This window comes from Limimaricola hongkongensis DSM 17492 (assembly GCF_000600975.2).
Taxonomy (GTDB): domain Bacteria; phylum Pseudomonadota; class Alphaproteobacteria; order Rhodobacterales; family Rhodobacteraceae; genus Limimaricola; species Limimaricola hongkongensis.
Map to the genome: position 1 here is coordinate 379095 of NZ_KK088653.1, position 21204 is coordinate 400298.

General features: G+C 64.7%; 17 protein-coding genes and 4 pseudogenes. 7 read left to right on the forward strand and 14 right to left on the reverse strand.

All coding sequences use genetic code 11. The annotated features are described in order from the left end of the window. Positions 1 to 1076: 1076 nt before the first annotated feature. From LOKHON_RS12310 to LOKHON_RS12320, 3 genes are read left to right on the forward strand one after another with little or no spacing between them, the layout of a single operon-like run. The gene (locus LOKHON_RS12310) at positions 1077 to 3230 is read left to right on the forward strand and encodes a DUF6077 domain-containing protein (RefSeq protein ID WP_017926965.1); all 2154 of its coding nucleotides are present in this window, start codon (positions 1077 to 1079) and stop codon (positions 3228 to 3230) included. After that, positions 3112 to 4218, forward strand: coding sequence for a glycosyltransferase family 2 protein (locus LOKHON_RS12315; RefSeq protein WP_245631460.1), 1107 nt, complete (start codon positions 3112 to 3114; stop codon positions 4216 to 4218). The genes LOKHON_RS12310 and LOKHON_RS12315 overlap by 119 nt, the downstream gene beginning before the upstream one ends. Before the next feature lies 1 nt (position 4219). Beyond that, positions 4220 to 4648: a GtrA family protein gene (locus LOKHON_RS12320; protein WP_017926967.1), complete on the forward strand. Its 429-nt coding sequence runs from the start codon at positions 4220 to 4222 to the stop codon at positions 4646 to 4648. Here the strand turns inward: LOKHON_RS12320 and LOKHON_RS15745 are convergent. The 9 genes and pseudogenes from LOKHON_RS15745 to LOKHON_RS12355 all read right to left on the reverse strand — a co-directional run. Further along, positions 4606 to 4863: pseudogene (locus LOKHON_RS15745) on the reverse strand (transposase); the annotation flags it as partial. The gene LOKHON_RS12320 and the pseudogene LOKHON_RS15745 overlap by 43 nt on opposite strands. Before the next feature lie 147 nt (positions 4864 to 5010). Continuing rightward, a complete protein-coding gene (locus tag LOKHON_RS15750) occupies positions 5011 to 5838 on the reverse strand; it encodes a phosphatase PAP2 family protein (protein ID WP_162561802.1) in 828 nt (275 codons plus the stop codon). A gap of 217 nt (positions 5839 to 6055) precedes the next feature. Next, positions 6056 to 6226: pseudogene (locus LOKHON_RS12325) on the reverse strand (integrase core domain-containing protein); the annotation flags it as partial. A gap of 253 nt (positions 6227 to 6479) precedes the next feature. Next, positions 6480 to 7799: a GH1 family beta-glucosidase gene (locus tag LOKHON_RS12330; protein WP_017926969.1), complete on the reverse strand. Its 1320-nt coding sequence runs from the start codon at positions 7797 to 7799 to the stop codon at positions 6480 to 6482. 19 nt (positions 7800 to 7818) lie between these two features. Further along, positions 7819 to 8790 (reverse strand): ABC transporter ATP-binding protein, encoded by a 972-nt coding sequence (locus tag LOKHON_RS12335; RefSeq protein WP_017926970.1) that lies wholly within the window; start codon positions 8788 to 8790, stop codon positions 7819 to 7821. Further along, a complete protein-coding gene (locus LOKHON_RS12340; protein WP_017926971.1) occupies positions 8787 to 9794 on the reverse strand; it encodes an ABC transporter ATP-binding protein in 1008 nt (335 codons plus the stop codon). Before LOKHON_RS12340 ends, LOKHON_RS12335 begins: the two co-directional genes overlap by 4 nt. 4 nt (positions 9795 to 9798) lie before the next feature. After that, positions 9799 to 10719 carry an ABC transporter permease gene (locus tag LOKHON_RS12345; RefSeq protein WP_017926972.1) on the reverse strand — a complete coding sequence of 307 codons (921 nt, stop codon included), beginning with the start codon at positions 10717 to 10719 and terminating at the stop codon, positions 9799 to 9801. A gap of 7 nt (positions 10720 to 10726) precedes the next feature. Further along, positions 10727 to 11701: an ABC transporter permease gene (locus LOKHON_RS12350; protein WP_017926973.1), complete on the reverse strand. Its 975-nt coding sequence runs from the start codon at positions 11699 to 11701 to the stop codon at positions 10727 to 10729. A 143-nt stretch (positions 11702 to 11844) separates the two neighbouring features. Continuing rightward, complete coding sequence (locus tag LOKHON_RS12355) at positions 11845 to 13491, reverse strand: ABC transporter substrate-binding protein (RefSeq protein ID WP_017926974.1); 1647 nt, start codon at positions 13489 to 13491, stop codon at positions 11845 to 11847. Between the two features lie 126 nt (positions 13492 to 13617). Between LOKHON_RS12355 and LOKHON_RS12360 the strand changes: the two genes are divergently transcribed. Next, positions 13618 to 14658, forward strand: a complete 1041-nt coding sequence (locus tag LOKHON_RS12360) for a LacI family transcriptional regulator (protein ID WP_017926975.1) — start codon at positions 13618 to 13620, stop codon at positions 14656 to 14658. Positions 14659 to 14693: 35 nt separating this feature from the next. Here the strand turns inward: LOKHON_RS12360 and LOKHON_RS16520 are convergent. The 3 genes and pseudogenes from LOKHON_RS16520 to LOKHON_RS12370 all read right to left on the reverse strand — a co-directional run. Then, positions 14694 to 14867: pseudogene (locus tag LOKHON_RS16520) on the reverse strand (IS110 family transposase); the annotation flags it as partial. A gap of 53 nt (positions 14868 to 14920) precedes the next feature. Beyond that, a pseudogene (locus LOKHON_RS12365) lies at positions 14921 to 15049 on the reverse strand (IS3 family transposase); the annotation flags it as partial. An 86-nt stretch (positions 15050 to 15135) separates the two neighbouring features. Next, positions 15136 to 16428 (reverse strand): calcium-binding protein, encoded by a 1293-nt coding sequence (locus LOKHON_RS12370; protein ID WP_017926977.1) that lies wholly within the window; start codon positions 16426 to 16428, stop codon positions 15136 to 15138. Between the two features lie 586 nt (positions 16429 to 17014). On the opposite strand from LOKHON_RS12370, the gene LOKHON_RS12375 reads away from it, so the two are divergent. The 3 genes from LOKHON_RS12375 to LOKHON_RS16310 are packed head-to-tail and all read left to right on the forward strand — an operon-like array spanning position 17015 to position 19255. After that, on the forward strand, positions 17015 to 17950 hold the full coding sequence (locus LOKHON_RS12375; protein WP_017926978.1) for a sulfurtransferase: 936 nt from the start codon (positions 17015 to 17017) through the stop codon (positions 17948 to 17950). Positions 17951 to 17960: 10 nt separating this feature from the next. Continuing rightward, the gene (locus tag LOKHON_RS12380; protein WP_017926979.1) at positions 17961 to 19082 is read left to right on the forward strand and encodes a YeeE/YedE thiosulfate transporter family protein; all 1122 of its coding nucleotides are present in this window, start codon (positions 17961 to 17963) and stop codon (positions 19080 to 19082) included. A gap of 2 nt (positions 19083 to 19084) precedes the next feature. Beyond that, complete coding sequence (locus tag LOKHON_RS16310; RefSeq protein ID WP_169333462.1) at positions 19085 to 19255, forward strand: hypothetical protein; 171 nt, start codon at positions 19085 to 19087, stop codon at positions 19253 to 19255. A gap of 103 nt (positions 19256 to 19358) precedes the next feature. On the opposite strand, the gene LOKHON_RS12385 is transcribed toward LOKHON_RS16310, so the two are convergent. Then, the gene (locus LOKHON_RS12385) at positions 19359 to 19982 is read right to left on the reverse strand and encodes a TetR family transcriptional regulator C-terminal domain-containing protein (protein ID WP_017926981.1); all 624 of its coding nucleotides are present in this window, start codon (positions 19980 to 19982) and stop codon (positions 19359 to 19361) included. Between the two features lie 146 nt (positions 19983 to 20128). After that, entirely contained in the window at positions 20129 to 21169 is a 1041-nt protein-coding gene (locus tag LOKHON_RS12390) for a TIGR03842 family LLM class F420-dependent oxidoreductase (protein WP_017926982.1), read from the reverse strand. Between the last annotated feature and the right edge of the window lie 35 nt (positions 21170 to 21204).

Here is a 21204-nt window from a genome sequence, read left to right on the forward strand (position 1 = left end):
GACCTGGAGGCGCAACTTATATGCCACCCTGTTTCCTGCACCGCTGGCCCGGCGCCGCGGCTGAAAACGGGTCATTCACTAGATTTCAGGAGCGCGGCCCCAAGCAGGCCCCTCCGGACCGAAAGCGAATGATACATGATCCATTCGACCACTTCCCACTACGATAGCCTCACCATCTCGCGCAGCATTGCCGATGTGGTGCCGTGCTGTCGCTGTTGTGCCATCAGGCCGACACGCTGCGTGTGCGCCATGCGCTCGATACAACGGCGCGGACGATTGACACCAGCAGCCAGCAAGCGATCGGTTCGTTGGCGCAGGCACGAACGGCACTGGCGCATGTGGAGCGCGCGGCATTGCGCGACGGGGACAGCTCTGATGGTGGATGGTGCGCTGGCGCGCGGGTTACAGATGCTGCGAAAGAGCGTACGACTGCTTCGCAGTGAGGCCGCTGTTGGCGTGGCAGAAGCCTGCCCTCCCTCTCCCGGAGGGCCAGCGCTATGGGGCTACACCCAACCATGCGCGGCTGACACGATATCTTTTGGCGTGAGGCGGACGGGGAATGCCGGGGGGGGCAGCGTCCCACCAGCGGTTCCCCGGTCCCGAGGCAACTCCAAGGGGCATCCGCAAACCATGTCGATCCCACGCGACGGAATCATTAATCGGCCACCTGTAGGGCGGGTGTAAGGAGGGTTTATTTCAGCTCGGGATTGAAAGGGGGCTTATTTCTCGGGTCGTCTGCTGCACAGGGAGAGATATCTCGGGAGGAGGTCCACATGAGCCGCATTCTGGCGACAGGCGCAGCCGCGCCACTGCTTGCAACTCCCGCCATGGCCGACATCACAGTTGAGCTCCGGCTAGCATGTTGGATTCTCAAAATGAATTCCGTCAGTCCGTTTGCGCAGCCGAGCACTTCTAGACCCAATCACCAAAAAACGATAAAATTAGAATGTGCATCACATCAGCAAGATTCGCGGCTCTTGCTCGCGGAATAACTACGGTAGCCAATTTTAACTAGTAATCGCATTCAAGGAGGTGGTTTTTTCCCCCCTTATTCTTGGTGTTTTTGAGGATTTGATATGCTGGGCCACCCATTCGGCGCCTGGCTCGTGCACAGCGCGCGGAATGCCGGCCGGCAGGTCAGCGGTGGGCTGGCGGAGCGCGTCTTTCTTGCGCTCCTCGCGTTCTTCACAGCCTTCACTTTGCAGGCACAACTCCTCAGCCTGCTCGACGCGCCGTTCGCGTTTCTCTACGCGGCGCTCATTCTGGCCATCGGCGCCGCATTGCTTGGGGCCTTTCTTGCGCCAGCCTTGACGTTGCGGCTGCGCGGCGGCGCGTTCGCGCTCCCCCCAATAACGCGCGAGGCGTTCGCGCTTGGCCAGCCGAACCGCGCCATCTGCGCCGCCGGCGGGCTCGCTCTCGCGCTCGCTTTGCTCGCCGCTATCGCTTTGCAGAAAGCGGATGCCTTCACGCCGTTCTGGGCCGCCATCCTCGCCTCTTCCTTGTTGGGCGCCTCTCAGGCTGGGCGGCTCACCGAGCCGCCCGCCACCCTACATCCGCCGGCTGCCACGCCGGTGGAACCGCCCTCCGGTCTCGGCTTTCTCGCCGTCCTGCTGGCAGCGCTGCTGCTCTACAGCGTGACGCTCGTGCCGAACGTCGACGACGCGCTGTTTCTCAGCCTCGCCGCAGGCGCGAAGGATGCGCCCGGCGGGATCATGGAATTTGATACCATGCTCGGCGTGCCGGGCATCGGTGTAATCAAGTCGACCTACCAGATCGAATCCTACCTGCTCCTGTCATCGGTCCTGTCGAAGCTCTTCGGGTTGGAGACGATCTTCGTCGCCCACGCAGTCGTTCCGGCGCTATCCATCGCATTCGGCGTCAGCGTGCTGGCCATCATCTTCTCCACGCTGTTCGGCCGGCACTGGATGGTCTGCATGGGCTTCTACCTCGCCATCTTCGTCCTGCTGAACGGGGAGATGCGGAGCTTCGGCAATTTCGGTCTGTTCCGCATGTTTCAGGGCAAGGCCGTGCTGGTGATGGTGATGATCCCCGCGATCATCGCCGCCACGATCTGCACGATCCGCCAAGGCGGCGCGTTCTGGCTGGCGATAACCGGCGCGCTCATGGTCACTGCCGTCGGCTTCTCGGCCAACGCGCTTTATATCGGCCCGCTCGCGGCGGGGCTCGTCGCCCTCGTCGCGCTCATCAACGGCGGCACGGCGGAGCGGATACGCGCGCTTAGCCTGGCCGCTGCGGTGCTCTATCCGCTGGCGCTCGCCCTCTACCTGCTCGCCTTTGACCCGCCCGGCCCGTCGGAATACGCGGATGCCAGCGCCCCGGCCGCCGTGATGTGGCGGCTCTTGGGCGAGCCCTACCTGCATGCGGCCTTTCTCGTCGTACTGATCGCGGCCGCGCTGTCGGGCCTCGTACTGCGGCCTCTCAGGGCGGTCTCGCTCTATGTCGGGCTGTTCTTTCTTGTCGTGTTCAACCCGTTCCTGTGGGAACTCTACGGGGCGTCGGTCACGGGCAATGTCAACGAGCGCCTGCTCTGGGCGGTCCCCGTGCCGCTCATCGCCGCGACCGCGCTCGGGCTCGCCTGGGTCAGCCTCCGCGCGCCCCTCGCTCGGGCCGCGCTCGGCCTCGCCGTTCTCGCCACGACCGCGCTGCCTGGCTCGCTGCTGCTGCAGCAGGAGCGGTTTGCCTGGCGCGTCTCTCCCATCAAGGTCATGCAACCCGCCTACGACACCGCGCGCGAGGTTAACGGCGTGCTGCGCGACGATCAGGTGGCGCTCCTGCCCGAGCCGCTCGCGATCTGGGTTGTCACCCTCGATGACGCGCGGCCGGTGGTGGAGGCGCGGGCGATCTACACGCCCCAGCGCCGCCATCTGCTGCCCGACAACCACCTGCAGACGCGCCGGGCGCTGTTCGACTGGGTGTCGTGCCGCGGCGAGGGCGCGATCTCGGAGCGCGCGCTCAGCGAGATCGGCGTCGGCCTCGTTGTCATCCCCACAGGCGCCTGCGGCCCGGACCTCGCCGCAACGCTCGATACCATCGCCACGCTCCGCCCAGTGGGCGAGTTGGGCAATTTCCGCCTCTATCACCGCGCGCCCGATGCCGGCGCGGCCCTCGACGCGGCGCACGGCTCCCTCGAAAGCGCCGCCGGCGCACCGATTTTCAGCACGCACAGGATTCCCGGACATGCAGACGATAGAAATTCCGCAGGACAATGACTGCCTTCTGCCGGCGAACCTAGAAATCGCCGTCATCATCCCCTGCTACAACGAGGCCGTCTCCATCGGGAAGGTCGTTCGCGATTTCCGCGCCGCGCTCCCGCAGGCGACGATCTACGTCTATGACAACAATTCCAGCGATGACACGGTGGGCGTGGCCAGCCAGGCCGGCGCGGTGGTCCGGCGGGAGACGCGTCAGGGCAAGGGTTTCGTCGTGCGCCGCATGTTCGCGGATGTCGAGGCCGACATCTACGTGATGATCGACGGCGACAACACCTACGACGCCAGCGCCGCGCCGCGGCTCGTGGGCCGATTGGTCTCCGAAGGGCTCGACGTGGTCAACGGCGCCCGCGTCGAGACCGAAGCCGTGAGCACCGCTTACCGGCCTGGCCACGCCTTCGGCAACGCCATGCTTTCGGGCTGCGTGCGCACCATCTTTGGCACCGGCTTCGATGACATGCTGTCGGGTTACCGTGTGTTCTCGCGCCGCTTCGTGAAATCCTTCCCCGCCGTCTCCACCGGCTTCGAGATCGAAACCGAGATAACCGTGCATTCGCTAGAGATGCAGATGCCTGCGGCCGAGATGGGCGTGCCCTTCCGTGACCGCGAGGCCGGCTCGGAGAGCAAGCTGCGCACCATCTCCGACGGCATCCGCATCCTCTGGGCCATCGCCAAGCTGCTCAAGCGCGAGCGCCCGGTGATGTTGTTCGGCGCCGTTGGCCTGCTCTTCGTTGCCGCCGCCCTTGCGCTGGTGCTGCCGGTCCTCGCGGAATATTTCGAGACCGGCCTCGTGCCTCGGGTGCCCAGCCTGATCGTAGGCGGCAGTTTCGGCATCATCGCGTTGCTCTGCCTGTTCTGCGGCATCATCCTCGACACCGTCACCATGGGCCGCAAGGAGGCCAAGCGCATCGTTTACCTTGCCGTGCCCGGCGTGCTGGAGGCCATTGCGATGCGGCAGCGCTCCGGAACCTTCCGGGAGAACGCCTGATATGCGCATCGCCAAGTTCGCTGCGGTCGGCGGCATCGGCTTTCTCATCGATGCCGGCATCGCCCAAGCCCTCGTTGCAGCGACCGAGATCGGCCCCTACCTGACGCGAATCATCAGCTTTCCCGCCGCGCTGACGGTCACCTGGTATCTCAACCGCGTCTGGACCTTCTCGGCCACCGGCGTGGGACGCGGCCGGCAATACGGCCGCTATGTAGCGGTGCAGGTGCTCGGCAACGGCGTGAACCTCGCCGTCTACGCACTGGCAATCCGCCTGGGGCCCGACTGGTTCGCAACCTACGTGATCGCACCGCTGGCCATCGCTTCGGGCGTGGCGATGGTCGCCAACTATCTGGGCGCGCGGCATTGGGCCTATGCGAAACCCGCGCCCTGCAGCGCAACCCGTGCCTGTCGGCGGCACAGCGTCGAATAGTCCGGAACCGGCCAGTCGAGTCCCGCCATCTGGATCAGGCTCTCGACCAGCCCGACCGTCTGCCGAAGCGGAAGGCCGCAGAGTATTTTCAGGGTGAGGCATATCAAGATCGCAGCGCCCGAGAAGGTCTCGGGCCGCCCGCGCGTCGCAGTCTTGCCGGCGTGCCAGACCATCTCGGGATCGAACCAGACCGATAGCGAGCCTCGCTTGCGCAGCGCTGCATTGTGGTCGGATCAGTTCGTGGTGCGATAGCGGGTCGGGGAAGGCTTCGGCATCCCCTCGAGCTAACCCTCAGGACGCGCTCAGTGAATCCCCCTCACTGATATGTGCAACAATACCGAGTCGGCTTATTAGGCATCCTGCTAAAGCCCGAGAACCGTCTTGGCGTATGAGCCAAAAGTGCGGACATCATTAAACATCGATCCCATTTGAAATATGTAGAGGAAGGCAAGGGTCCAGAGTAAAGGCACCCACTTTTCGTTGACGGCAAGAGTAACTCTGCGAGAGGCTGTACGAAGAATTATTGGAGATGCGCCGAAGGTGCAGAACAATCCGATTAATGCACCGCCTATGAGGTCGCTTGGGTAGTGCAGCCCTGCATAAGCGCGCGGAAAGGCGACCACCACAACTACCCATGAAAAGGCTGCGACACCCAATCTTTTAGAGGCCAAGAAAATTCCTGCAGCAATCGCAAAGGCGAGCGCGCTGGTGTCGCTTGGGAAAGAGCTCCACCCCTCAAGGGCGGATGTTCCGATGCCGTACGGCAGCTCGTACGCAAGATCAGAATTGTGAAGGGGGCGTGGCCGATATGCAGAAAAATTCTGAAGCACTCGAGACAAGATCATCGCAAGAGTTGAGCCCAAAAGTAGTTGGCCGAAGAAAGAAATGCTCCGTCCTTGCCGCTTTAATTCAAATACAAGCCAGACTATACAGGCGAGTAATGGCGCGATCTTGAAGGTGTTCGTTGTGAATATTTGAACGGCCATGGTGTCGAACGCCCAAGACTGTTGGGTTATGCTGCCGAAGGCGAGAAAGAAACGGTAGTCCATGGCGATGATCCAAGGACTTTGAGGCCATCTTGTGAGGAGATATGTAAAAATAATTGCGCAAACAAGAGATATAATAATCTCTTTCCAGAGGCCATTATTGCGGTGCGGCTTTTCAGTCGTTTGCTTGAACTTGAGCGTCACCAAACTCATCCTCGTTTTGCTATCATTTTTTTACAAAAACGCCACGTAAAGCAAGGGACTCGTTAGATAGCTGTCACATCCCTGCAGGTATTATGTCTGTTTCTTGACCAGCTTCGTGGTTTGCCCCCAATGAAGTGCTCCGCCCACTGAGATGGATTTATCTCGCCAGAAGGAGGGCGAAGCTGAACTGCCTCACCTGAGTGCTCCAGATTAATTGTTAGTGCATGGTCGGCCTTCGGTCGACGGGCACGACGCTTTCCGGCGCCGGCGGGCGGTATCCCAAGGCGCTGTGCGGTCGTTCGTTGTTGTAGAGCCTTCGCCATCGCTTGATCAGGATCTGGGCCTCGCGCAGCGTGTAGAATATCTCTCCGTCGAGCAGCTCGTTGCGGGATGACCATGTCGCGCCATGGGTCCGAGCGACCATGGCGAATGCGTTGAAGCCCAGTGGTCATGTCCCGTGGCGTGGTGTAGCTGAGGCGGCCATCGGGTTCCAATCGCTGCTGCTTGTCAACGGACATTCAATGCATGTCATGGGCCGTTTTGACGGCTGAACCCGTCGCCCGAAGAAGACGATACGCGGCCGGATCTCTCAGAGAGGCAAGGTTGCTCAGCGAGGCAGCCGGCCGCGTATCATTTCAGGGTCAGTCGGACAGAGCCGCCTGCAAGGCAAAGTAGGAGCCCTTGGGCGTCCGCTCCAGCGTTTCGAAATCCACATGGATCAGGCCGAAACGCTTTTCGTACCCCCAGGCCCATTCGTAGTTGTCCAGAAGCGACCAATAGAAGAAGCCCTGCACATTGGCGCCATGCTCGATGGCATCGAGTGCCGCGTCGAAATGCCCGGCGATGTAGTTCGTGCGCTCGGTGTCGGGCACGGCACCGTCGACGATCTCATCGGCCCAGGCCATGCCGTTCTCGGTCACATAGATCGGAAGATCCCCAACGTAGTCGCGCGCCATCCGGGCCAGCAGGTTGCTCAGACCCTCAGGGTAGATCTCCCAGCCCATCTGCGTCTTCGGCAGCGGGCCTTCATGCCCCTTGGTGGACGGCCACGGCGCGCCGGGGTCGGCGGAGACGATGCCGCGCGAGTAGTAGTTCACGCCGAGCCAGTCGATCGGCGTGGAGATCGTCGCCATGTCGTCCTGCCAGTTTTCCGGCAGGTGCGGCTCGAGCCCTTCGAGCGCGGCTTCGGGGTAGGTGCCCTTGGCGACGGACTCGATGAAGAAGCCGTTGTTGATGGCATCCGCCGTCGCCACGGCCTTTTCGTCGCCCTCGCCGAACGGCAGGATGTCGGCGAAGTTCAGCACGATGCCGAGGTTATCGTGGCCGAGGCCGCGCAGACGCTCGACGCCGAGACCATGCGCCAGCTGGATGTGGTGCATGGCGCGGGCGGCGGCGCGGATGTCGCGCAGGCCCGGCGCCTGTTCGCCCAGGTAGTGCGACAGCCAGCTGACGCACCACGGCTCGTTGATCGTCGCGGTGCGCTCGACCCGGTCGCCGATCCGCGCCATCACCGTTTCGGCGAAATCGGCGAACCGCAGCGCGGTGTCGCGGTTCATCCAGCCACCGTGATCGGCGAGAGCCGAGGGCAGGTCCCAGTGGTACAGCGTCAGGAACGGCCGCAGCCCGCGCGCGCCCATGCCGTCGACGAGGCGGTCGTAGAAATCGAGCCCCTCCGGGTTGACGGTGCGGCCATCGGGCATCACCCGCGCCCAGCTGGTCGAGAAGCGGTAGGCGTCGAAGCCGCCGTCGCGGATCAGGTCGAGATCGGCCTCCCAGCGGTGGTAGTGGTCGCAGGCCAGCGCGCCGTCCTCGCGGTTCACCACGTTGCCGGGCGTCGCGGCAAAGCTGTCCCAATGCGACGAGCCGGCGCCGCCGAACTTGTGGCCTTCGATCTGGTAGGCAGCGGTCGCCGCGCCGAAGGTGAAGCCCTCGGGAAAGCTGGAGCGGCGGGGGATCGTCATGCTCCGCGCGCCGGGGCGCTCAATAGAGATGGCATCTGACATAGTGGTCCTCTTGAAGTTGGGTGATGGGCGGCATGTCGGCATGGCACCGGTCCATGACTTTCAGGCAGCGCCCGGCAAACGGGCAGCCCCGGCTTTCGGGGGTGCGCATCGGAATTTCAGCCTTCTTGGCCTTGCGCTCGCGGGTCTTTCTGATGCCGGCCTCCGGGACCGCGCTGATCAAAAGCTGAGTGTAGGGGTGGCGCGGCGACTGGGTGACGCTGTCGCTCTCGCCCCATTCGACCATGTGGCCGACATACATGACCGCCGTGCGCTCGGCGAAGTAGCGCGCCGTGGCGATGTCGTGGGTGATGTACATGAAACCGATGCCGTCGCGCTTCATGTCGTCCATCAGGTTCAGGATGCCGAGCCGGATCGAGACGTCGAGCATCGAGATCGGCTCGTCCGCGAGGATGAACCGCGCCCCCACCGCCAGCGCCCGGGCGATCGCGACCCGCTGCCTCTGGCCGCCCGACAGCTCGTAGGGGAACTTGTCGGCGGTCTGGGCGGCGGGCGACAGGCCGACCCGCTCCAGCGTCGCGATGATCCGCTCGTCCACCTCCGTAGAGCTCAGCTTTGGCGCATGGATGCGGATCGGCCGTGCCAGATGATGGCGGATCGTGTGCACCGGGTTCAGCGAGCCGAACGGGTCCTGGAAGATCATCTGGACCTTGGCGGCATAGTCGCGCTGGCTCTGACGGAAGCCGGGATCGGTGATCTCGGCGCCGTCGACGCGGATCGTGCCGCTGGTGGGCATGTTGATCCGGGCGATGGCGCGGGCGCAGGTGCTCTTGCCGCTGCCGCTTTCGCCGACGATGGCCAGCGCCTCGCCGGCGCGCAGCGTCAGGCTGACGCCGTTGGCGGCGCGCAGGTACTGCTTGCGGAATAGGCCGCCGCCGACGGGGAAGTCGATGACCATGTCCTCGACGGTGATTTCGGCGATGTCGCTCATGCCGTGGCCTCCGCGTCGGTGTCCACCAGGTGGCAGGCGGCGAAATGCGGCGGCTGCTCCGCCACCTTCTCGAGCGCCGGCTCGGTTGTCGTGCAGGGCGCAAAGCACGAGGTGCAGCGCGCCTGAAAGTTGCAGCCCTTTGGCAGCTCGAGCAGGTTCACCGGGCTGCCGGGGATACCGTGCAGGCGTTTCTTCGGGCCGTGGATGGTCGGGAAGGAGCCGACGAGCCCCTTGGTGTAGGGGTGCCGGGGCCGCTCGAGCACCTGCTCGGCGACGCCCATCTCCACGAGGTTGCCGGCATACATGATGCCGATCCGGTCGCAGATCTCGCCCATCAGGCCGAGGTCGTGCGAGATGAACAGGATCGCGAAGCCGTAGCGGTCCTTGAGGTCCTGCAGCTCGTCCATGATCTCGCGTTCGACCACCACGTCGAGCGCGGTCGTCGGCTCGTCCATGACGATCAGCTTGGGGCGCAGCACCAGGGCGATGGCGATCACCACCCGCTGCCGCATGCCGCCCGAAAGCTGGTGCGCGTAGGAGGTCATGCGCGACTTAGAGATGCCCACGGTCTCCAGCAGCTCCTCGCCGCGCGCCCATGCGGCGTCGCGGCTGACGTCCTGATGCGCGAGGATCACGTCGATCAGCTGCTCGCCGATGGTGATCACCGGGTTGAGCGCGTTCATCGCGCTCTGGAACACCATCGCCGTTTCCTTCCAGCGGAACGCCCGTAATTCCCGGTCGGACATCTTCAAAACGTCGCGGCCCTCGAACAGGATCTCGCCTTCGGAGATCAGCGCGGGCGCGTTGTGCATCCGGGTGATGGCGAAGGCGAAGGTCGACTTGCCGCAGCCGGATTCGCCCGCGAGGCCCACGGTCTCGCCGGGGTGGATGTCGAGCGTGATCCGGTTGCAGGCCCGGGCGCCGCGCTGGCCGACGACGTAGTCGACAGAGACGCCGCGACAGCTCAGCAGCGGCTGGGTGAGGGGGGGCGGGTTGCCATCCATGGGGTCAGGCCTCCTGTCGCTTGGCTTCGACCTCGGCGTTCAGCTTGCGCCAGGTCCTGAGGTAGGAGCCGGTCTTCAGCTTCGGGTTCGAGATCTGGTCGATCGAGATGTTGATCAGCGCCAGCCCGCCGCCGACCAGCGCGATGAAGGTGCCGGGCACGATGAAGTCCCACCACGCGCCGACGAAGAAGGCGGCGGAGGATTGCGCCCAGTAGAGCATGGTGCCCCAGCTGGTCACCGTCGGGTCGCCGAGGCCGAGAAATTCGAGCCCCGCCTGCGCGCCGATGGCGTAAAGCGCGGTGCCCACGAACATGCCCGCCGCGAGGCTGATGAGGTTCGGCATGATCTCGATGACGATGATGCGCCACTTGGCCTCGCCCATGATCTCCGCGGCGGTGATGAACTCCTTCTTGCGGATCGCGAGGGTCTGCGAGCGCATCACCCGCGCGCCCCAGGGCCACGAGGTGAGCCCGAGGATCAGCGCGATGATGAATGGCCCGACATTGCCGAGAAAGGCCGCGAGGATGATCAGCAATGGCAGCTGTGGAAACACCAGCATCACGTTGGTGACGGCCATCATGATCTCGTCGGTGCGGCCGCCGAAATAGCCCGAGGAGACGCCGACGGCGAGCGCGATGATCGAGGTCACGGTCGCGGCGGCAAAGGCCACCATCAGCGACACCCGGCCGCCGTAGAGCGCCTGCGACCAGATGTCCTTGCCGGCGCGGGTCGTGCCCATGACGTGCTCGGCGCTGGGCGGCTGGTGGCCGCGGGCCACGCGCTTGTCCGGGTCGTACCCGGTCAGCGCCGGGGCGGCGAGGCACATGGCAAGGATCAGCGCCACCAAGGTCGAGCCGACGATGCCGGCGGTGTTGCCGCGATAGAACCCGGCGATGCCGCCCAGAAGGGAGAGAAGTCGTGTCATGTCGGCCTCACTTGCGCAGTCGGGGATCGAGCCAGACGTAGAGGATGTCGGCGATGAAATTGGCCACCAGCACGCAGATCACGATGAGCAGGAAGCAGGCCTGCATCAGCGGGTAGTCGCGCGCCGCCACGGCCTTGATGATCAGCTGGCCGATGCCGGGGTAGTTGAACACGGTCTCGATGAAGACCTGTCCCGCCACCGCGAAGCCGAGCGCCATGGAGACCGCCGTGACCACCGGCAGGATCGCGTTGCGGGCGGCGTAATGGCTCATGATCCGGCGCGAGGACAGGCCCTTGGCCTTGGCCATGGCGATGTAATCCTCGCCCAGCACGTTCACCATCGCGTTGCGCATGGTGAACACCCATGTCGCGATCATCGACAGCATCAGCGTCACCAGCGGCAGCACCGCGTGATAGGCGACATTGGCCAGGAACCCCGGTCGCAGGCCCGGCTCGAGGTCCGGATCGAAGCCGAAGCCCAGGGGAAACCAGCTCAGGGTCAGGGCGAAGATGAAGAAGATCATCAGCGCCGTCACCGCTTGCGGCATCGAGGCGATGAACTGCCAGAACACCGGCATGAAGCGGTCGACGAAACCGCCGCGGTTGTAGGAGGCGTAAAGCCCGATGAAGCAGCCGATCAGGATCGACAGGATCGTCGCGATCCCGGCCAGGAACACCGTCCAGGGCAGGGTGTTCGACAGAACCTCGGTCACCGGCGTCGGGAACAGCATGATCGACGGGCCGAGATCGAAGGTGACGACGCTCTGCAGATACTGGAGATATTGCTGCCACAAGGGCGCGTCGACGAAGCCGAGCATCTCCTTGTAGGCGGCGATCGTCTCGGGCGGCATCTTGCCCCCCGCGGCGGCGAACATGGCGGCGACGGGATCGCCGGGCATCAGCCGTGGCAGCACGAAGTTGAAGCTGATCGCGACGAAGATCGCCACGCAGTAGAACACCAGTCGTCTGAGGATGAAGGCCATTCGGGGGCTCCTCCGGGCAAGGGGCGGGCGCAGGCGACCGGGCCGCCGGCGGCATCGCCGGGGCCGGTCGTCGGAGCGGAACCGCGGCGCGGTTCTTGCGTCACGGGCCGGGCGGGCGACCGCAGGGCCGCCCGCCCGCGGGCTCATTTCTGGTAGAGACCTTCGAAGACGATCAGCTTGCGGCCGCTCGAGTAGAAGACCGGCTGCACGGTCGGGTTCTCGGCCGAGGGCCAGCCGCCGATCCGGCTGGCGTTGTACTGATACCAGGTCGGGTTCGAGAACAGCGGGATGAAAGGCATGGTCTCACCGGTGTAGGTCATCAGCTCGCCGAGGATCTCGTCGCGGCGCGCCGTATCGGTGGTCTCGCCGTATTCGTCGATCAGCGCCCCCATCTCCTCGGACGCCTTGCCGTGGTTGGCGTGCCAGCTCTGGCCGACCCGGTCGGGGTGGAAGTAGTCGTTGTAGGCCTGGATCGGGTCGACGTTGGCGACCGACCAGTTCATCGAGGCCTCGTAGGTGCCGTCCTTCAACGCGGTGTCGTAAACCGACCAGTCGACCGTCTCGGTGCTGGCCTTGATGCCCACCTCGGCGAGGTACTCCGCGACCATCTGCGCCGACTGCACCCAGTCGGTCCAGCCGTTCACGACCTGGATGCCGAAGTCGATCGGCGCGCCGTCGGGGGTTTCGCGGAAGCCGTCGCCATCGACATCGACATAGCCGGCTTCCTCCAGAAGCGCGATCGCGGCGTCGGGATCATAGGCGACGTATTGGTCGTACCCGGCGTCGATCTCTTCGTCGAAGCTGGCCGCGTAGTATTCCCCAAGGCCCGTCGCGTGTGTGGCGACGGTCGGGTAGCCGTAGGCCGCCAGATCGACGATCGTCTCGCGGTCGAGCGACATCGACATCGCCCGGCGGAAGTCGATGTCGTCGAACGGCGCCTCGCGGGTGTTGAGATAGAGGTGCACGAGGTCGTTGGCCGGGTACCAGAAACCGTGGTTCTCGGGATCGCGCGCGACGAAGGTGCTCTCGATGTCGGCGACGAAGTTCGAGCCCCAGTCGATCTCGCCGGCCATCAGCGCCGGCTGGATCTGCGAGTTGTCGGAGTACTGCCGGAACTTGATGCAGTCGAGGAAGGGCAGGCCGTCATCGGCCTTGTAGTAATGCGGGTTGCGGCAGATCTCGACCTGGTTGTCACGCATCGTCGTGACTTCGGTGATCGGGCCGGAGCCGACCGGATCGGCGTTCTTGAAGGTGATCTTGTCCTCGACGTCGCGCCAGACGTGCTCGGGCACGATGTAGGCCTGCTCGACATACCAGTCGAAGGTGGAATCGGGGCGGTTGAACGTCACCCGTACCGTCGTCGGATCGACCGCCTCGACCGAGGCGAGCAGCCCGTCGGCCCATTTGCCGGTCTTGTCGAGTGTCGCGTCCTCGTGGCCCAGCGCCAGCGAGTAGGCCACGTCCTCGGCGTCGAGCACCTCGCCGTCCGACCAGGTCAGGTCGTCGCGCAGGGTGATGGTCATCGACATCAGGTCGTCGGCGTAGGCGAAGCTCTCCGCGAGGCGATAGTCGATTTCGCCCTTCATCACGTTGTGCGCCCAAAGCGGCTCGAACATCGTGCCGCGGACCAGATCCTCCTGCGCGTTCGAGAACGGGTTGAAGTCCTCGACGAAGGTCGCGGTGATGATCGGCACCGTCAGGGTGCCGCCCTGGGGATGCGCGCCTTGCGCGTTCACGGTGGCGGCCGTGGTTGCCAACAATACCGACATGATCAGGCTCGAACGCTTCATGATGCTCCTCCCAGCGTCGTCTGTAACGTTACAGTTAGATCTATATCGTTACAGATTGGCAAATCAAGCTCTATTGAGGCAAACTTTCCTTTCGGGTAGCAACGCGGAACCGAGCCGGAGGCCGTCATGAACGATATCAATGGCCAAGCCCGCGCCGGGCGCGAGCGGCCGACCCTCAAGACGATCGCGCAGCTGAGCGGTCTGGCCGTGACCACGGTGTCGCGGGCGCTGGGCGATGCCCCCGACATCAGTGCCGAAACCAAGAGGAAGGTGCGCGAGATCGCCGATTCGGTCGGATATACGCCGAACCGGGCCGGGGTCCGGCTGCGCACCGGCCGGACCAACGTGATCGCCCTTGTCCTCGAGGCCGAGCCGGACGGGCTGAACATGACCTCGCGCATGATCGCCTCGATCGCACGCGCGCTCGCGGGCACGCCCTACCATCTGGTGATGACGCCGGAGATGCCGGGCCGGACGCCGCTCGACGCGGTGCGCTACATCGTCGAGACCCGCTCGGCCGATGCGGTCATCATCAACCGGATCCAGCCCGAGGACACGCGGGTCGCGTATCTGCGCAAGCAGCGGTTTCCCTTTGTCACCCACGGCCGGACGATCTGGGCCGCGGAGCACGCCCATTTCGATTACGACAACCATGCCTTCGGGCGCATCGCCGTCGAAACGCTGGCGCGCCACGGCCGCAGCGACCTGCTGCTGCTGGCGCCACCGCAGGACCAGAGCTACGCCAATGACATGATCGACGGGGCTTTCGCGGCGGCGGGGGATTTCGGCGTGCGCGTGACCCTTGCCGAGCAGATGACCAGCGACAGCGGCGAAAGCGAGATCCGGCATGGCATCGCCAGAAGCATCGCCGCGCATCCGAAGCTCGATGCCCTCGTATCGGCCTCCCCGAACGGCGCCATGGTCGCCACCGCCAGCCTGGAGGCCACAGGCCGGGTCATCGGCAAGGATTTCGATGTTTTCTCGAAAGAGACCATACCGTTTCTGAAGCTGTTCCGCCCACAGATACTGACCCTGGTCGAGGACATCCAAAAGGCTGGCGAGTTCCTGGCCAAGGCAGCGGTCCATGAAATCGCGACGCTGGGCAAGGATCACATGCAGATGCTCGATTGCCCGACTGGTTGCGCAACCGGGACTTCACGGATCTGAGGCCAAAGCACCGATGGACGCCCTTCTGTTTGTCGAGCCGCGATGCCGGTGGTGTTGATCTGTTTCTGATGCTGCATGGTGACGCCGTAGGTCTCGCGAGCGATGTCGCGCTTCAGGGCGCGGATCGCTTCGAGCTTGGAATGGCACTCGGCAACGCAGCGCGCGACTTGGGCCTTGGTCCGGTCATCCGTCTTCAGGCGCCCAGATGCAGGTGATGTCACTCGGCCATTGCTCTTGAACCGATGGCAAACATGGCCTCGTCCCAGACCTTATCCGAAGCCTCGACATCGAATGGCCGATCCGGGATGTTGTCGGCCACGATCGACGGCTTGCCGGCATGCTTGCCGGGATGGCGCTTGTAGCCGATCTGCGCCGTGATCCCGGAAAATCTGAGACCTTGCACCGCAAGAATAGCCTCCCTCCAACAGAAAGAGGCCGCCCAGGGGGGCAGCCTCAATCGCGTTCGTGCCGGTTCGATCAGATCAGGAAATCGTCGCGATCGATTGCGCCTGCATCGATCCCGAGAAGCGTGATCTGCGAGTCGCCATATCTGATCACGGCATCGTCGCCCTGGCTCTCGATGGTCAGATCATTGAACTCCAGCGACGTCCTGGTGAAATCGAACAGGTCCGACCCATCTTCGAAATCGGTTACGACATCGTCGCCATCCTTCTGGCTGCGGAAGGCGAAGATGTCCGCCCCGTCGCCCCCGGTGAGCATGTCGTTGTGCCGACCGCCGTTCAGAGTATCAGCACCATCGCCGCCGTTGAGCGCATCGCGTCCTAGATTGCCAAGAAGGCGATCATCGCCCGAACCGCCGTCTAGAAGGTCACGCCGTTGGTTGCCAATGAGAACATCTGTGCCGGCCTTGCCCTGCAACGTGTCGTGGCCCTGACCGCCGGCAAGAACGTCCGCACCGGCGCCACCGGCCAGAAGGTCGTCCCCGGTGCCGCCATCCAGGCGGTCATCACCGGCAAAGCCGCGCAGCACGTCGTTGTCGGCGCCGCCATCGAGCACGTCGTTGCCCTTGAAACCCTTCACGACATCGTCGCCGACACCGGCCGCGAAGACATCGTCACCCGCACTCAGCCTGAAATTGCCGCTGGCAGACGCGCGCTGTCCGCCGAGAAGGTCGAGGGCCTGTTCGAGATCGATCTTCATGATCTCGCCCGAAGCAACAGGCAGGATGCCGACATAGCCATTCTGCTCGCCGTTGATCTCGCCGTCGGTGCCTTCGCCATAGCCGCCATCGACGTTCTGCCCGTGCAGCACGATCTCGCGCAGCACCAGCGGCATCAGGTCTTCCATGTCATACTGGTTGCCGGTGACCGGACTCATCAAGTTGTCCATGTCGGTCAGATCGAAGCTCTGGATATAGGAGAGCTGACCTTGGAAATCCGCCATCGGGCTCATGCCGTCGGCACCGGTCAGCGACAGCAGGATATCGCCATAGGCCGGCACGCCCTCGAGCACTTCGACGAAGCCGTCGCCATCGGCATCGTCCGGCAGTGTCGGGGTGCGTGAATTCGCAGGGTTGCCGTCATCGTCGAACACGCCGTGAATGTGCTGGGCATGGGCCATGTCGGGCGTCAGGTTTTCGGCCAGGATCGCCACGTTGATGTAAGGCGTATTCTCGGCTTGGCCGAGCGAAACGATGGCGCTGCCATAAACGCCCGAATTGTTCAGTGCCGTCAGATCGACGGCCCAAGTTCCTTCGGAACCTTTCAGGAATGTTTCGAAGGATCCATAAGAACTATCAAGATGAGCCACGAGCTCTCCTCCCTATCGATTTTTGCGATAGCTTTCGCCACCAGAAGTTGACCTCGAATACACGTTGAGCAGTGTCGGGAGTTTCATCACGAGCCCGTGTCCTCGGTCGGCCGAAGCTATTTTGCGGGCGCTTGAGCGCCGCGTGGGGCGCGGTGGTGCCAGGATATGAGATGGGGTGACTACCGATGCGGGGCGCGCACCTACGGCGCTCCCTCTGGGTGGCGCAACGTGCGGCCGACAATGGAGGCGGTCCATGGCTTGTTGCGCGTGGTCAGCAGGTCGCGGCGGTTTGCTTCGCCCGCCAATGCGGTGCGGTTGGGTGCGATGCCATCGGTCGCCGCGAAGCTCCTGCAGTTCTCGCGTCTTGCCGTCGGCCTGCGCGCTGCGGGCATGTCAGGTTTTTATTCCGCGCGCCGGGTGGAACGCCTGTGCAACTTGCGGGCTTGATCCAAGGATGATGTTCCATCTGAGGCTCTCATGGAAAACAGAAATCCGGTTTCCATGATCCGGCGCAGGAACCGCCGCTTGAACTCGGCCGGAACCTTCCAGATCTAGGTGGTATCCCCTGAACCGAAAGGCCGGTCCGATGAACAGGTTTGTCCAAGTCGCGGTCGCCGCGACCCTTCTCTCCAGCCCCGCCCTTGCGCAGGAAGTAGATGGCTTCGGGCCGCTGGTGTCCGCCGAGGAACTGGCCGGGCTGCTCGATACGGCGGCACCGCTGGTGCTCGACATCCGTGGTGACGCTTATGCCGAAGGCCATGTCGAAGGCGCCGTCTCCGCGCCCTACGGGCTGTTTCGCGGGCCCGCCGAGAACCCCGGGCAGGTGCCCTCCGACGATGCGCTGACCCAGGTGCTGCGCGATCTCGGCGTCACCGCCGACCGCCCCGTGGTCATCACCCATCAGGGCCGCGACGAGACCGATTTCGGCGCCGCCGCGCGGGTCTACTGGACCTTGAAGTCGAGCGGCGTCAGCGATCTCGCGATCCTCAATGGCGGCGTCGGCGCGTGGCAGGCTGCCGGGAACGCCCTGTCGACCGAGCCGGTCGACCCCGAGGAGAGCGCGATCACCGTCAGCTTCTCGGACCAATGGCTCGCCACCCAAGACGACGTGCTGCAGGTGGTCGAGGGCGATGCGCAGGCGACGCTGGTCGATGCGCGGCCCGAAAGCTTCTGGGCCGGCGAAGACGCGCACCCGGCCGCGGCGCGGCCCGGCACTCTGCCGCAATCGGAGTATTTCACCCATTCGAACTGGTTCTCCGACGACCCGACGCTGATCGACGCGGTGGCGGCGCGGGCGCTGGCCGAAGAGGGCGGTTTCGCCGATGACGACACGCTGATCTCGTTTTGCAACACCGGCCACTGGGCCGCGACCAACTGGTTCGCGCTGAGCGAGCTGGCCGGGCTCGACGACGTGAAGCTCTACCCGGAATCGATGGTCGGCTGGTCGCATGCCGGTCTGCCGATGCAGAACACGCCGGGCGTGATCGAAAACCTCTGGAACCAGATCACCAACGCGCTCTGAGGAGGGCCACATGGCCGAAACAAGCATGGCCGCGACGGGCGGCGGATCCGACATGGCCCGGCGCGGCCTGCTGGTCGGCGGGGTGCTGATCGCGGCGCTCGCGGTCGCGGCGCTGGCGGGGGCGCGCTACGGCGCGCTGCTGCTGGTGGGGCTCGGCTTCGGCATCGCGCTCGAAGGGCTGCGCTTCGGCTTCGCGGGGCCGTGGCGCGCGATGATCCTGCGGCGCGACCCGGCGGGGCTTCTGGCGCAGCTCGTCTCGATCGGTCTCGTGGCGCTGGCGGCGTTTCCACTGCTGGCCAGCAATGGCGAGGAGCTGTTCGGCGCGCATGCCCCGATCGGGGTCGCCATGGTCGGCGGCGCCTTTGTCTTCGGCGCCGCGATGCAGCTGGTGATGGGCTGCGGGTCGGGCACGCTGGTCAATGCCGGAAGCGGCAATGTCGTCGGCGCGGTGGCGCTGCCCTTCTTCGCGCTGGGCAGCTTCGCGGGGGCCTACAACCTCGATTGGTGGATCTCGCTCGGGACGGCGCCGGTGGTGGTGCTGGACGGCACCGACGGGCTCATCGCGACGCTGGCGGGGCTGGCGGCGGTGGCGGCTGTGGTGCTCTGGCTCGCGCCCAAGGAAGCGCGGCGGATTCCCCGCAGGCTCTGGGTCGCCGCGGCGGTGATCGCCGCTCTGGCGATTTTGAACCTCGTCATCGCGGGCCAGCCTTGGGGCATCGTTTATGGTCTCGGGCTCTGGGCCGCCAAGGGCGCGCAGGCGGTCGGCGCGGATCTGTCCGGCTCGGCCTTCTGGACCGCGCCCACCAATGCCGAGCGGCTGCAGCAGAGCATCCTCACCGATGTCACCTCGCTCACCAATATCGGCCTGATCGGCGGTGCGTTCCTGGCGAGCGTCTGGCGCCGGGGGCTGGGCAAGGGCCTGCCGAAGCTTTCGGCGCTGGCCTGGGCTTCGACCATCGTGGCGGGGTTCCTGCTGGGCTATTCATCGCGGCTCGCCTTCGGCTGCAATGTCGGCGCGTTCTTTTCGGGCGTCTCGACCGGCAGCCTGCATGGCTGGGCGTGGTTCGCCGCCGCGTTCTTCGGGGCCTATTGGGGCGTGAAGCTGCGCCCGAAACTCGGATTGGAGGTGTAACCATGACGCGGACACCCGTCGCGCTTGCGGTCATGGGGCTGGTGGTGGCGCTTGTTGCCGCGGACCTCGCGGGCAGTGCGCCGCTCAACCCCTATCAGGCGCCGCCCATGCTGGCGCTGGGCTCCGGTCTTGCCGCGACCGGTGCGCATTGCGCGGCCCCCGTGGTCGATTGACCAAGGCAGGCGCGGCGGGGGCCGAGGCTTCGCCGCGCCGCATCCGGTGGTGACACGGCGGGCGCTGGCCTGCCGTCGTCACCCCAGATCGCGCTGCGTCCGCTCAGGTGGTGAGCAGCTTGCGGTACATCTCCAGCAGGAAAGCCTCGGCATCGGCGAAGCGGTCCTTGGCCTTGTCCGGCGCGATCTCCTCGATCTGCACGTCGAAATCGGCGTAATGCTGCGTCGTGGCCCAGATCGAATAGAGCAGGTGGTGCGGATCGACGGGCGCGATGCGGCCCGCGCGGATCCACTCCTCCAGCACCGCGATCTTGGCGTTGTAGAGCTCCTTGAGCGGCTCGAAGATCTCGCTCTTGGACTGCGGCAGCCCGCTCAGGATCTCGTTGGCGAAGAACTTGCTTTCCTTGGGAAAGTTCTTGGAGATGTCGAGCTTGCGGCGAATGTATTCGCAGATTTCGTCAACCGGCTCGCCATTGGGGCTGAGCATGTTCAAAGGCGCCATCCACAGCTGCAGCGTCCGGGCCAGCAGCTCGCGCCGGATCGCGTCCTTGCTCTCGAAATAATAGAGCAGGTTCGGCGTGGTCAGCCCCGCCGCCTTGGCGATCAGGTTGATCGAGGCGCCGGACGAGCCGTGCTGGGCAAAGGCGTCGAGCGCCGCGCCGAGGATCTGTTCGGTGTTCTTGCGCTGGATCCGGGTCCGGGGCTTGGTGCCCGCCATGCGTGCCATGAGCCGTCCAAGCCCCTCATACAGGTCAATGCCTGTGCCCTATCGCACACCTCCCGCGGCAAGACCAGCGGTCCCGCGCACGGGGGCGGTGTCGTTCCGGCGGGCAGGGCGGGCTGCCCGCCGGTCGGCGTCCGTGTCAGGGGGGCTTAGGACACGGCCTTCAGCTTGGTGACGTTGTTCGCTTCCTTGCGGAAGGCGGGGATCACCGTGTCGCCGTAATCGGCGATGATCTTCTCCTCGTCGCCGCTGTCGAGATAGATGTTGAACTGCGTGGTGCCCGCCTCTTCGAGTTCGCGGATCTTGGTGATGTGCTCCTCGGGCGTGCCCAGCACGCAGAAGCTCTTGATGATGTCCTCGGTGATGAAGTCGAGATACGGGTTATCGCTCTGGCCGTGCTTGGAGTAGTCGTAGCCCTTGCGGTTCTCGATATAGGAGGTGAGCGAGGAGGGCACCTGGTCGCTGTCGGCGCCGTATTTCTCGACGATGTCGGCGACGTGATTGCCGACCATGGCGGGGAACCATTTCACCTTCTCGATTGCCTCGTCGATCGGCCCGGTATGGGCGGGGGCGGCGGCCATGACCTTGTAACCCGACATGTCGAGCCCGGCCTCGGTCCCGGCGGTCTTGGCCTGGTCGGCCAGCCACTTGACGATCTTGGGCTCGGCGATCTGCAGCACCACGCCGTCGCCGACGCGGCCCGCGGAGGCCAGCGCCTTGGGGCCGTAGGCGCCGATCCAGACGGGCAGCTCGTAGCCGTCGGCCCAGGGGAACTTCACCGGCTCGGGGCATTCGCCGTACTGCACCTCCTCGCCGCGGATCAGCGCCTTCACCACATGGGTGAACTCCTCGAGACGCTTGAGCGTCGAGGGCTTTTTGCCCATGACGCGCACCGCGCTGTCGCCGCGCCCGAGGCCGATGTCGAAGCGGCCATTCGACTGCTTGGCGAGCGAGCCGAACAGCGAGGCCGCGACCGACCATTCGCGCGAGTTGGGGTTGGTCACAAGCGGGCCGAAGCGCATGCGTGTGGTGTGCTCCATGCACATCGCCATGGCGACGAAACTCTCGCGCCACAGGATGTGGCTGTCGTAGAACCAGCAATAGTCGAAGCCCGCGTTCTCGGCCTGGCGGACGAGAGCCTTGGCGCGTTCGGGCTCGACGAAGCCCTTGAAGCAGATGCCGAATTCCATGTGATTTCTCCTCCCTAGAGAATGGATGGTGTTGT

What these genes read in the sequence shown, in the direction of transcription:
- LOKHON_RS12335 (WP_017926970.1), bottom strand. Translation starts at nt 8,790, where the DNA reads ATGAGCGACATCGCCGAAATCACCGTCGAGGACATGGTCATCGACTTC.
- LOKHON_RS12375 (WP_017926978.1), top strand. Translation starts at nt 17,015, where the DNA reads ATGAACAGGTTTGTCCAAGTCGCGGTCGCCGCGACCCTTCTCTCCAGC.
- LOKHON_RS12330 (WP_017926969.1), bottom strand. Translation starts at nt 7,799, where the DNA reads ATGACGATCCCCCGCCGCTCCAGCTTTCCCGAGGGCTTCACCTTCGGC.
- LOKHON_RS16310 (WP_169333462.1), top strand. Translation starts at nt 19,085, where the DNA reads ATGACGCGGACACCCGTCGCGCTTGCGGTCATGGGGCTGGTGGTGGCG.
- LOKHON_RS12355 (WP_017926974.1), bottom strand. Translation starts at nt 13,491, where the DNA reads ATGAAGCGTTCGAGCCTGATCATGTCGGTATTGTTGGCAACCACGGCC.
- LOKHON_RS12380 (WP_017926979.1), top strand. Translation starts at nt 17,961, where the DNA reads ATGGCCGAAACAAGCATGGCCGCGACGGGCGGCGGATCCGACATGGCC.
- LOKHON_RS12345 (WP_017926972.1), bottom strand. Translation starts at nt 10,719, where the DNA reads ATGACACGACTTCTCTCCCTTCTGGGCGGCATCGCCGGGTTCTATCGC.
- LOKHON_RS12320 (WP_017926967.1), top strand. Translation starts at nt 4,220, where the DNA reads ATGCGCATCGCCAAGTTCGCTGCGGTCGGCGGCATCGGCTTTCTCATC.
- LOKHON_RS12310 (WP_017926965.1), top strand. Translation starts at nt 1,077, where the DNA reads ATGCTGGGCCACCCATTCGGCGCCTGGCTCGTGCACAGCGCGCGGAAT.
- LOKHON_RS12340 (WP_017926971.1), bottom strand. Translation starts at nt 9,794, where the DNA reads ATGGATGGCAACCCGCCCCCCCTCACCCAGCCGCTGCTGAGCTGTCGC.
- LOKHON_RS12390 (WP_017926982.1), bottom strand. Translation starts at nt 21,169, where the DNA reads ATGGAATTCGGCATCTGCTTCAAGGGCTTCGTCGAGCCCGAACGCGCC.
- LOKHON_RS12385 (WP_017926981.1), bottom strand. Translation starts at nt 19,982, where the DNA reads ATGGCACGCATGGCGGGCACCAAGCCCCGGACCCGGATCCAGCGCAAG.
- LOKHON_RS12350 (WP_017926973.1), bottom strand. Translation starts at nt 11,701, where the DNA reads ATGGCCTTCATCCTCAGACGACTGGTGTTCTACTGCGTGGCGATCTTC.
- LOKHON_RS12360 (WP_017926975.1), top strand. Translation starts at nt 13,618, where the DNA reads ATGAACGATATCAATGGCCAAGCCCGCGCCGGGCGCGAGCGGCCGACC.
- LOKHON_RS12315 (WP_245631460.1), top strand. Translation starts at nt 3,112, where the DNA reads ATGCCGGCGCGGCCCTCGACGCGGCGCACGGCTCCCTCGAAAGCGCCG.